Origin of the sequence: uncultured Shewanella sp., assembly GCF_947495455.1 — a bacterium.
Lineage (GTDB): Bacteria > Pseudomonadota > Gammaproteobacteria > Enterobacterales > Shewanellaceae > Shewanella.
Window position 1 is genome coordinate 20,827 of sequence record NZ_CANLZC010000071.1, and the last position, 10,148, is coordinate 30,974.

The window sequence follows — 10,148 nt, forward strand, 5'->3', positions numbered from 1 at the left end:
AATCTAGGCTAATACGATATTAAGTACGATTAAATGAAGTGGGAATTGTTACCCGCAGTTTTAATTTTTATTTTAATACGTTTTTAACGACTTACTCATTAATATTCACACTATAACTTGAATTGCTCGCCTAAGTACACTTCTCTGACTTGCTTGTTGTCTAAAACTTCAGCAGGTGTGCCTTCGGCGATTAAATTACCTCGACTCACGATATAGGCATGTTCACATACATCCAGTGTTTCACGAACATTATGGTCTGTAATTAAGACGCCTAAGCCTCTATCTCTTAAGTGTTCAATAATTTTTTTAATATCAATGACTGAAATCGGGTCAACGCCTGCAAAAGGCTCATCCAGTAAAATGAACTTAGGGTTTGCCGCAAGAGCACGAGCGATTTCGACTCGTCGTCGTTCTCCGCCGGACAGGGCCATACCTTGACTGTCACGAATGTGGGTTATATGAAATTCCTCAAGTAAATGTTCCAGTTGCTCTTCTCTGTCTTCTTGCTTTAAGGAAGAATGGGTTTGTAAAACTGCCATAATATTGTCTCTGACAGATAGCTTTCGAAAAATACTGGCTTCTTGGGGTAAATAGCCAATACCTTTACGTGCTCTAAGGTGCATAGGGTTAGTTGTGAGCTCTTCATTATTAAGAAATATTTGCCCTTTATCACTTTGCACTAAACCGACAACCATATAAAAAGTAGTGGTTTTACCTGCACCATTTGGGCCGAGTAATCCCACGATTTGCCCAGTGTTGACTTTTAAGCTCACATTTTGAACAACGGTACGATTTTTATAACTTTTTGCTAAATTTCGAGCCTCTAGTGTAATCGATGTCATTCTTTTACCTGCTTTTGTGCCGAGGTGTTTGTGTTTTGTGTTGCTGTATTGGGATCGGGCTCAGTGGATGACGTTAACTGGGAAGTTAATGTATGTAAGCGATCCGTTTTATTGATCAGTTTTTCAGATATTGCTTTTAATTCGCTTGCCGATGCTGTGAGCTGAGAAAGTTGATTTTCCAGTTGTTCTTGTTGTGGCGTTATTTTGTCAAGTTGTTCTTGTATATTGATTTTTTTGAAATCAAATTCAGATGATGAAATATTGCTATTGGCTTTACTGGCGGTTAACTCTGTGAGCTGTGTTTCCAGTTTTTCGCGTTTATTGGCCAATAATAATAGCTTAGTTTTTAGTGTTTCGATTTTTGTGTTTGGGCTTATATCGTTTTTTTCACTTAATTTTTCATCGATGAAAGCGGTTGTTTTGTTTTGGGTGGATGCCAGTGTGTTAGCTGCTACTTGGCCCTCATCTGGTTGCTTTTTATGTGTGTTTTTTGTATGGCTATGTGACTGTTGCGTAAGCGGTTGAGTTGAGTTATCGGTATTATTCGCAGGTAATAATTCTACTTGTGCGGTCGTATTGGTCTGTGTTGATTTTTTATAGGTTTCAGGTTGGATCACAGTAATGACTCTGTCTTCTCCTTTACCTGTACTTTCTGCCAATAACTTCTGTTGCTTTATGTTATATCGAATACGACTACCAGTGACACGACTGCCACCTTGGGATAGGCTGGCTTCACCAATTAAGGTTAATGTTCGCGTAGAGAGCTCATAATGAATTTCATTTGCGCTGGCTTGTGCTGGGCGACCATCATCCATAATTTGAAAGTAAGTGGCGGGAGAGCCGCTGGCTATGAGTGTTTTGGCTGCGTCATCACCTTTAGAAAATGCTTGTAATTCATCAGCATTAATTTTAATACTGCCTTGAGTGACGATAACGGGTCCATTAAAGACTAATTGATTATTCTTGATATCAGCTTCTTGACTCGAAGCGGATATTTTAACCTCTTGATCTAAATCTCCTTCTTTGGCTACGCCATGAAGACTAACAAGGCAAAGTAATGTGGCAATAATGGATTTATTTAGTTTCATATTTTCCTTCTACTTGACTGGTCAGCTTGACTGTTTGTTTATTGAGATCGGCATAAAGGCCTTTACCTTCAATAGTAAAATCAACACCTGTTATATAGATATGTTTATTTGATGTCATAATTTTGGTGTTGAGATCGAGTTCTAAAAAGTCAGTCTTGACTGTTCTTAAGGGTTGGTCAGTACTCAATGAGTCGATAATGACATTGTCTTCTAATGTCACTTTTCCTGTGATTTTGTTCAAGGTGCCTTTTTTAGCTTGTATTCGCCACTTTCCTTGCCGATTATCGGGATAAATTAAATAAACGGGCTGGGTGAAATAGGTCATGTTGGTGATGTCAAAATGTTCCATGTGCTTGGCAGACACGCGACTGCTGATGAAACCCAACTTGTTATATTCTATTCCAGACAGATCATTAGCGATATAATCAGGGTGGTGACTGATATCGATGTTATTGGCTTGATTTTCTTTTTTCGATTGTACCTGCCAATATAAAATGATCGCAGTACTAAATAAAAGAATGATGGCGATGCTAACACGACTCATATGCTCATTCCATGTGCCGTTTCAAATTTATTTTGGCTCAGCAACAGTAAATCGGTCAGTTCACGTAATGCCCCATATCCGCCTTTAAGTGTGGTTACCATATCGGCATGTTGTTTGACATAAGGGTGACCATCAGCAACGCAAACTGATAAGCCTACGGCTTTCATTACCGCTAAGTCCACCATATCATCGCCAATGTAAGCCACTTCTTCAGGACTCACTTGATAGTGTTCGAGTAATTCATGATAAGGGACCAGTTTGTTATCTATGCCTTGATAGATATGAGTGATACCCAGTGCAGTCATTCTGTTTTCTACGATTTGTGATTGGCGGCCAGTGATCACTGCCACATTAATATTGGCAGAGAGTGCCGAGCGAACGCCGTATCCATCACGTGTGTGAAAAGTTTTTAGCTCTTCTCCACTGTTACTCATATAAACGAGTCCATCAGAGAAAACCCCATCTACATCACAGATCAATAACTTAATGCTTTTAGCTTTTTCCCAAACTTTATCTTCAATAGGGCCATAAAATCCAAAATGTGACATCTTATATAACTCCTGCTTTGACCATATCAAGCATATTGAGTGCACCTATGACTTGTTGTTGAGTATTAATGACAATCAAACCATTAATATTTTGTTCATCCATCAGTTTTAATGCTTGTGCTGCTAGTATATTCTCATCGATGGTCACGCAGCCTTTAGTCATGACTTGGTTTATCGGGGTGGTGCGTAAATCGATCTCTGCATCGATGACGCGGCGTAAATCACCATCGGTAAAAATACCCACTAAACTTTGATTATCGTCGACAATGGCGGTCATGCCGAGTCCTTTTTTGGATATTTCATATAAAGCTTCTGAAATACAAATATGATGATTGACAGAAGGTAAATGTTCGCCTTTATGCATGATGTCTTTAACTTTTAATAATAGCTTCCGCCCTAAACTACCACCTGGGTGAGATAATGCAAAATCATCTTGAGTAAAGCCCCTTGCTTGTAGTAAAGCGACAGCTAAGGCATCACCCATGACTAAGGTTGCTGTCGTACTTGAAGTGGGGGCTAATCCTAATGGACAGGCTTCTTCAGGCACTTGTATGCATAAATGCAGTTGAGATAATTTTGCCATGTTAGAGTTGGGGTTCCCTGTGACCGCAATTAAGGGTAATCCTAATCGCTTGATAACGGGAAGCAAGGTCAATATCTCCTCAGATTCGCCTGAATTGGAGATAGCAAGAATCACATCATTTTGGCCTAACACGCCTAAATCACCGTGACTGGCTTCACCCGGATGAACAAAAAAAGCCGGTGTGCCAGTACTGGCCAGTGTGGCTGAAATTTTGTTGCCAATATGCCCCGACTTTCCCATGCCCATGACAATGATTTTTCCTTTACAATCAAACATAAGCTGACAAGCTTGGGAAAATTCAATAGAGTCGACATATTGATAAAGGTTTTCGAGGGCTTGTTGTTCTACTTGAATAACGTTTTTGCCCCATTGGCGTAATTTATTTTCGTCTATCATTCTGCTCACTCTATAAAATATTGCTAGGCCTTAGGGTGTCGTTTAAGACAGAAAAAGGGCCGTTTGATATAGGATAAAGGTTATTAGGAGTGCAACCCCATGCCAAGGCTTTAGTTGTCTTGCACGCCCACTTAATAAAATTAAGACCGCCAATGCACTACTGGTTCCTAGCACCATATAATAATCGCGACTGGTGGCAGAGGTATCGATAGTGCCAGGTGCGATAATTGCAGGTAGTGCTAATACTGCCAAAATATTGAAGAGGTTTGAACCGACAATATTACCAATGGCTAAATCATCTTCTTTTTTGAGTACACCAGCAACACTGGCTGCCAGTTCTGGCAAACTTGTTCCAATTGCGATGATGGTGAGCCCAATCACTAAATCCGATAAATGATAGGCTTTTGCGATACCGACGGCGCCTTGCACCATCCAGTCAGCCGACAAGGGTAAAAACACTAAGCCCACAATGAGCCATAATACCGCTTTAGGTGTGGGAACGTCAGTAGGAATTTCATCACTGTGTTGATTGGCGAGGGGATCGTCAACTTTATTTTTTAAGGCATGCCAAATGAGGTAGCCGATAAGAATAAAAAATACCGCCAGTAACATCATGCCTTCCATTCGGTTTAAATAGCCATCATATAAAAAATACCCTGCGATTAACGTTGCTCCTAACATCATAGGGATTTCACGTTTTAGAGTCTGTGATTGGACGGCTATGGCACCTAATAATGCTGTAATACCTAAAATAAGAGTGACATTTGCGATATTTGAGCCTAATGCATTACCTATGGCCATATCTGTCATGCCATTGATTGAAGCAGTGGCTGCAACAAACACCTCCGGCGCTGAGCTTCCCATGGCGACAATGGTGAGCCCGATAAGCATAGGTGGTAAACCGAAATTACGTGCAAACGCAGCAGCACCATAAACAAATTTGTCAGCACTCCAGACCAGAGTAACCAGGCCAAGGAGTAGTATCAGAATATTAAATAGCATTTGATTATAATTTTTAGAAGTATTGGCGAGCATTTTCGCTGGATTTGACGTAAATTGAAAGTATTGAGGCAAGATAGTCTAGATTATGTTGTTTCTATATTATCAATTTCGTACAATTTATCACTCTATTTTTGTCAGGGAGACCTGATATTTCATCTTATTACATGCCGGAATTTAAGTATGACTCAAACGCAGAAACCGCTCATTGAGATTCGAAATTTGGGCTTTAGTCGTGGACAACGTGTTATCTATGATGATGTCAGCTTATCTATTCCAAAAGGAAAAGTGACGGCCATCATGGGGCCGAGTGGGATTGGAAAGACAACCTTATTGAAATTGATGGGAGGTCAGTTAACTCCAGATTCAGGGCAAGTGTTGTTTGATGGTCAAGATATTCATAAAGCGAGTCGCGCGGAGCTGTTTTCTATACGAAAGCGTATGAGTATGCTTTTTCAAAGTGGGGCACTTTTTACTGATATGAATGTCTTTGATAATGTGGCCTTTGCATTACGAGAACATTCTGGGTTGGCTGAACCTATTATCGAACGTATTGTGCTGATGAAACTTGAAGCGGTAGGGCTACGTGGTGTGGCTAAACAAATGCCCACTGAATTATCAGGTGGTATGCAGCGCCGCGCCGCTTTAGCAAGGGCGATAGCATTAGAACCCGAAATGGTGATGTACGATGAACCTTTTGCTGGGCAAGATCCTATCTCAATGGGGGTATTGGTTAAGCTTATTCGAGAGCTTTCAGATGCATTAAATCTCACATCAGTTGTGGTTTCACATGATGTACAAGAAGTATTAAGTATCGCTGATTATGTCTATGTCATGGCTGATAAAACCATTATTGCCCATGGTACACCTGAAGCGCTTCGTAATACGGATAGTGAGCAATTGAAACAATTTATACAAGGTGCGCCTGATGGGCCTGTGCCTTTTCATTATCCAGCAGAGGATTACCAGCAAGCGTTACTGCAGGGTTTGAAATAGACGTTTCAATAGATAAATAGCAGGTAAATTTAAGGATAGGTGTTGAATGAGTGTGATTGACAAAATCGCCAACGTCGGGCGCTGGGCGATTGATAATGTCATGGGCATAGGTCGTGCCGGCATTATGCTTTATCGTGCAGTGGTAAAAGTCCCTAGAGTGAAAAAAGGCACCCCTTTGCTGATAAAGCAGTTGTATGTGGTGGGCGTGCAATCTATGGTGATTATTTTAGTATCGGGCCTATTTATCGGCATGGTTTTGGCGCTTCAGGGCTATACTATTTTGGTTGGCTATGGTGCGGAGCAAAGCCTAGGTCCTATGGTCGCCTTAAGTTTATTGCGTGAATTGGGTCCTGTGGTCACGGCGTTATTATTTGCAGGGCGGGCGGGATCGGCATTGACTGCTGAAATAGGCTTGATGAAAAGTACAGAGCAGTTATCCAGTTTGGAAATGATGGCCGTTGACCCTTTAAGGCAAATTATCGCTCCTCGCTTTTGGGCTGGGGTTATCAGTTTACCTTTATTGGCGCTGATGTTCAGTGCTGTTGGGATCTATGGTGGTCATCTTGTTGGCGTTGATTGGAAAGGGATTGATTCAGGAAGCTTTTGGTCGATTTTACAAGCATCGGTTGAATGGCGAAAGGATATTGTTAATTGTTTAATTAAGAGTGTCGTCTTTGCTGTGGTCGTGACTTGGATAGCACTGTATCGAGGCTACCATGTTATTCCAAATCCAGAAGGGATCAGTAAAGCGACAACGCAAACAGTGGTGCAGTCTAGTTTAGCTATCTTGGCATTAGATTTCTTAATGACCACTTTGATGTTTGGCCAGCAATGATGAATCTGAGCTGAACATATGTTGAATATGTCTATTTAGTTTTAGTCTGCAAGTGTAATGAGATGATAAATTAATGGGCATATCAAAAGTCGGCGGTAATCATGAGTGTGGGTTACCGTCAATTGATAAATGTAGATACATTGAGTATCGAGAGTGAGAGTGGTAATAAAGGTATGTTGACACGGAAAATTGAAATACTCGTTGGGCTGTTTTTGTTGGCAGGATTGGCGGCGTTTCTAGTGTTAGTCTTTAATGTGGCTAATGTACAAGTGAGCAGAGGTGATAGTACCTATACCTTGTATGCCAAGTTCAGTAATGTTGGTGGGTTAAAAGTACGCTCTCCAGTTAAAGTGGGTGGAGTTGTGGTTGGACGTGTGACTGCGATTAAACTCGATCCTGTAAAACTTGAACCTGTTGTAACCCTAGCAATGGATAAGCAATATTCTTCTTTTCCTGATACCAGTAGCTTAGCGGTTTTAACGTCAGGCTTGCTGGGGGAGCAGTTTCTTGGGTTAAAGCCTGGGTTTGTCGACGATGATGTATCTATGCTGAAAAATGGTGACAGTATCGATGACACGCAATCTGCGTTAATTCTTGAAGATTTAATTGGTCAACTGTTATATAGCATGTCTTCTAAAGGCAAATAAATGGAGTTGAAACTATGTTGAAAAAATTATTAGCCAGTGCCGTTACGGTTATCTTGTTAGGGGCGAATGTGAGCGCTTTTGCCCAAGATACGAATGTGCATACTGGAAAATCGTCAGCGGATCAGAAGGTCGTCGATCCAACGAGTATTGTGATTGATACTAAAAACCCTTACTTAATGATTGAAGGGGCGGCGAATAAAACCTTTGCCAGCTTTCATAAACAGCAAGCAAAAATTAAAGCCGATCCAAATTACCTTAAAGTGATTATTCAAGATGATTTAATGCCTTATATTGATTCTCGATATGCTTCATATAAGGTCATGGGTCAGTATTTAAGAGACAGCACGAAAGAGCAGCGCAATAACTTTGTAAAGGCATTTACGGGTTACTTAGTAACCACTTATGCTCAAGCATTTACTGAATATACAGATCAAACAATACAGTTTTCGCCTGCTGAAAATTTTGCCAATGAAAAAATAGTCAGTGTTGATGTACAAGTTATCGAGAAAGGCCGTCCGCCGATTAAATTGACTTTTAAAGTCAGGCGCTTGAAAGATGATACATGGAAAGCCTTTGATCTGATTGCAGAAGGCGTGAGTTTATTATCAACGAAACAGTCTGAAATAGGTAATCTGATCCGTCAGCAAGGCATTGATAAAGTCATAGAAACCTTGAATGAAAAAGCACAACAATCTATTACCAGTCAATCTAGCGAGAAAAGCGAATAGTGCCGACTTTTACTCAACAGGGCGAGGTCTGTCATATCAGTGGTCATTTGAATCAAGATGATGTGATAGACTTGTGGCCGAAAAAAACGACTTTATTAGCGGCAAATACTCAAGTATTAGATTTAAGTCAATTGGCATTTAGCGACAGCGCTGGTATGGCTTTTATCTTTGAATTAGTGAGTATTAGCGCCAAACAAGGGCAGAAATTGACTCTAAAAGCGCCTGCTGATCAAGTCAAGAAATTAATCCAATTATATGATTTAAAAGACTTCTTCAAAGAAGTTGTCTGAGGTGAAGAGATCCATGGAATGTAAAGAGATAGAAGGTATACTGCTTGAGGCTTTGTCTTTAGAAGAAGTGCATGTTAGCCAAGAGGGGACTCATTACAAAATTATTGCCGTGGGTGACTGTTTTGATGGAATGAACCGCGTTAAGCAGCAACAAACAATTTATGGACCATTGATGGGCCATATTACTAGTGGTGAGTTACACGCTATTACTATCAATGCTTTTACTGTTGCGCAATGGAAGCGTGAAAAAGTATTTAATATGCCAAGTTAGAGAACCATTGTGGATAAATTAGAAATTACTGCCAGTCCAGCACTGGCGGGTAGCGTTGTGATCTCTGGTGCAAAAAATGCGGCTTTACCTATCTTGATGGCAGGTGTGTTGGCAGAAACCGATTTTATTGTGTCAAATGTGCCTAATTTGCGTGATGTTAATACCAGTTGTGAATTATTGCGTTGTCTTGGTGCTAAAGTGACCCAGTCAAGTACTGGTCGAGTGTGCATTTCAACTCAAACGTTAAATGAGTTTTGTGCCCCTTACGACTTAGTTAAAACCATGCGTGCCTCGATTCTTATTTTAGGCCCTTTGCTGGCTCGTTTTGGTAAAGCGGATGTCTCACTTCCTGGTGGATGTGCGATTGGTGCAAGGCCGGTCAATTTACATTTGCAGGGCCTTGAGCAAATGGGGGCGCACATTGAAGTGGATGAAGGCTATATTAAGGCCCGCGTTGATGGCCGCTTGAAAGGGGCGCATATCTTTATGGATATGGTGAGTGTTGGCGCAACTGAAAACTTGCTCATGGCGGCAGCGTTAGCTGACGGCGTGACAGTGATTGAAAATGCGGCACGTGAGCCAGAGATTATTGATTTGGCAAATTGTTTAATTGCCATGGGCGCCAAAATTCAAGGTGCGGGCAGCGACAGTATTCGTATTGAAGGGGTTGAATCACTTCAAGGTTGTGAATATCGAGTGATGCCAGATCGTATCGAAACAGGTAGTTTTCTCGTTGCTGCAGCTGTGACACGCGGACGTATTCGTTGCTTAGATGCGGATCCTTCAACTCTTGAAGCCGTATTGGCAAAGTTGGAAGATACGGGTGCGACTATCACCACAGGTAAAGACTGGATAGAGCTGGACATGAAAGGTAAGCGGCCAAAGGCGGTGAATATTAAAACCGTACCTTACCCAGGATTTCCAACCGATATGCAAGCGCAATTTTGTGTGTTAAATGTGTTGGCCGAAGGAACAGCTACCATCAGTGAGACGATTTTTGAAAATCGGTTTATGCATGTTCCAGAACTTATTCGTATGGGCGCTCACATGGAGCTTGAAGGGCATACTTGCGTTATTCAAGGAATTGAAAAACTCAGTGGCGCACAAGTGATGGCCACTGATTTACGAGCGTCAGCCAGTTTGGTTATCGCGGGCTTAGTGGCAGATGGTGTGACCACAGTGGATCGTATCTATCATCTGGATCGAGGTTATGAGCACATTGAAGATAAGTTTAAAGGCTTAGGCGGCCAAGTGACTCGTGTGCAGTAATTTAATTTTTAATAAAAGAAGCCATTCTCTTGAATTAATGCCAGTAAGTTAAGCTTATTGGCATTTTTTATTTCTAGCATATCGCTGTGGTCTTCGTTTGACTGCTCGGGGA

General features: G+C 41.2%; 12 protein-coding genes and 1 pseudogene. 7 read left to right on the plus strand and 6 right to left on the minus strand.

The window, feature by feature from the left end:
- Positions 1-110: 110 nt before the first annotated feature.
- The 6 genes and pseudogenes from lptB to Q0791_RS16920 all read right to left on the minus strand — a co-directional run bounded on the left by lptB (position 111) and on the right by Q0791_RS16920 (position 5,003).
- Complete coding sequence (gene lptB, locus Q0791_RS16895) at positions 111-842, minus strand: LPS export ABC transporter ATP-binding protein (protein ID WP_299008901.1); 732 nt, start codon at positions 840-842, stop codon at positions 111-113.
- Positions 843-1,432: 590 nt separating this feature from the next.
- Positions 1,433-1,930 (minus strand): annotated as a pseudogene (gene lptA / locus Q0791_RS16900) (lipopolysaccharide transport periplasmic protein LptA); the annotation flags it as partial.
- Entirely contained in the window at positions 1,917-2,474 is a 558-nt protein-coding gene (lptC, locus tag Q0791_RS16905) for an LPS export ABC transporter periplasmic protein LptC (protein ID WP_299008902.1), read from the minus strand. The pseudogene lptA and the gene lptC, both read right to left, overlap by 14 nt.
- Positions 2,471-3,022: a 3-deoxy-manno-octulosonate-8-phosphatase KdsC gene (gene kdsC, locus Q0791_RS16910; RefSeq protein ID WP_299008903.1), complete on the minus strand. Its 552-nt coding sequence runs from the start codon at positions 3,020-3,022 to the stop codon at positions 2,471-2,473. The genes lptC and kdsC overlap by 4 nt, the downstream gene beginning before the upstream one ends.
- A gap of 1 nt (position 3,023) precedes the next feature.
- A complete protein-coding gene (locus Q0791_RS16915) occupies positions 3,024-4,001 on the minus strand; it encodes a KpsF/GutQ family sugar-phosphate isomerase (RefSeq protein WP_299008904.1) in 978 nt (325 codons plus the stop codon).
- A gap of 42 nt (positions 4,002-4,043) precedes the next feature.
- On the minus strand, positions 4,044-5,003 hold the full coding sequence (locus Q0791_RS16920; RefSeq protein WP_299008919.1) for a calcium/sodium antiporter: 960 nt from the start codon (positions 5,001-5,003) through the stop codon (positions 4,044-4,046).
- Between the two features lie 180 nt (positions 5,004-5,183).
- On the opposite strand from Q0791_RS16920, the gene mlaF reads away from it, so the two are divergent.
- From mlaF to murA, 7 genes are all read left to right on the plus strand, one after another.
- Entirely contained in the window at positions 5,184-5,996 is an 813-nt protein-coding gene (gene mlaF, locus Q0791_RS16925) for a phospholipid ABC transporter ATP-binding protein MlaF (protein ID WP_299008905.1), read from the plus strand.
- A 46-nt stretch (positions 5,997-6,042) separates the two neighbouring features.
- Entirely contained in the window at positions 6,043-6,831 is a 789-nt protein-coding gene (mlaE, locus tag Q0791_RS16930; protein ID WP_299008906.1) for a lipid asymmetry maintenance ABC transporter permease subunit MlaE, read from the plus strand.
- A gap of 173 nt (positions 6,832-7,004) precedes the next feature.
- On the plus strand, positions 7,005-7,478 hold the full coding sequence (gene mlaD, locus Q0791_RS16935; RefSeq protein ID WP_299008921.1) for an outer membrane lipid asymmetry maintenance protein MlaD: 474 nt from the start codon (positions 7,005-7,007) through the stop codon (positions 7,476-7,478).
- A gap of 14 nt (positions 7,479-7,492) precedes the next feature.
- Entirely contained in the window at positions 7,493-8,206 is a 714-nt protein-coding gene (locus tag Q0791_RS16940; RefSeq protein ID WP_299008908.1) for an ABC transporter substrate-binding protein, read from the plus strand.
- A complete protein-coding gene (locus Q0791_RS16945) occupies positions 8,206-8,496 on the plus strand; it encodes an STAS domain-containing protein (RefSeq protein WP_299008910.1) in 291 nt (96 codons plus the stop codon). Before Q0791_RS16940 ends, Q0791_RS16945 begins: the two co-directional genes overlap by 1 nt.
- Positions 8,497-8,509: 13 nt before the next feature.
- Entirely contained in the window at positions 8,510-8,767 is a 258-nt protein-coding gene (locus tag Q0791_RS16950; RefSeq protein ID WP_299008912.1) for a BolA family protein, read from the plus strand.
- 9 nt (positions 8,768-8,776) lie between these two features.
- Positions 8,777-10,036: a UDP-N-acetylglucosamine 1-carboxyvinyltransferase gene (gene murA, locus Q0791_RS16955; protein WP_299008914.1), complete on the plus strand. Its 1,260-nt coding sequence runs from the start codon at positions 8,777-8,779 to the stop codon at positions 10,034-10,036.
- The last annotated feature ends 112 nt before the right edge of the window (positions 10,037-10,148 follow it).

Bases quoted from the DNA above. Each gene is read 5' to 3' on its own strand.
- Q0791_RS16920 (WP_299008919.1), bottom strand. From the start codon at position 5,003: ATGCTATTTAATATTCTGATACTACTCCTTGGCCTGGTTACTCTGGTC.
- Q0791_RS16950 (WP_299008912.1), top strand. From the start codon at position 8,510: ATGGAATGTAAAGAGATAGAAGGTATACTGCTTGAGGCTTTGTCTTTA.
- mlaF (WP_299008905.1), top strand. From the start codon at position 5,184: ATGACTCAAACGCAGAAACCGCTCATTGAGATTCGAAATTTGGGCTTT.
- Q0791_RS16915 (WP_299008904.1), bottom strand. From the start codon at position 4,001: ATGATAGACGAAAATAAATTACGCCAATGGGGCAAAAACGTTATTCAA.
- kdsC (WP_299008903.1), bottom strand. From the start codon at position 3,022: ATGTCACATTTTGGATTTTATGGCCCTATTGAAGATAAAGTTTGGGAA.
- mlaE (WP_299008906.1), top strand. From the start codon at position 6,043: ATGAGTGTGATTGACAAAATCGCCAACGTCGGGCGCTGGGCGATTGAT.
- Q0791_RS16940 (WP_299008908.1), top strand. From the start codon at position 7,493: ATGTTGAAAAAATTATTAGCCAGTGCCGTTACGGTTATCTTGTTAGGG.
- lptB (WP_299008901.1), bottom strand. From the start codon at position 842: ATGACATCGATTACACTAGAGGCTCGAAATTTAGCAAAAAGTTATAAA.
- lptC (WP_299008902.1), bottom strand. From the start codon at position 2,474: ATGAGTCGTGTTAGCATCGCCATCATTCTTTTATTTAGTACTGCGATC.
- mlaD (WP_299008921.1), top strand. From the start codon at position 7,005: ATGTTGACACGGAAAATTGAAATACTCGTTGGGCTGTTTTTGTTGGCA.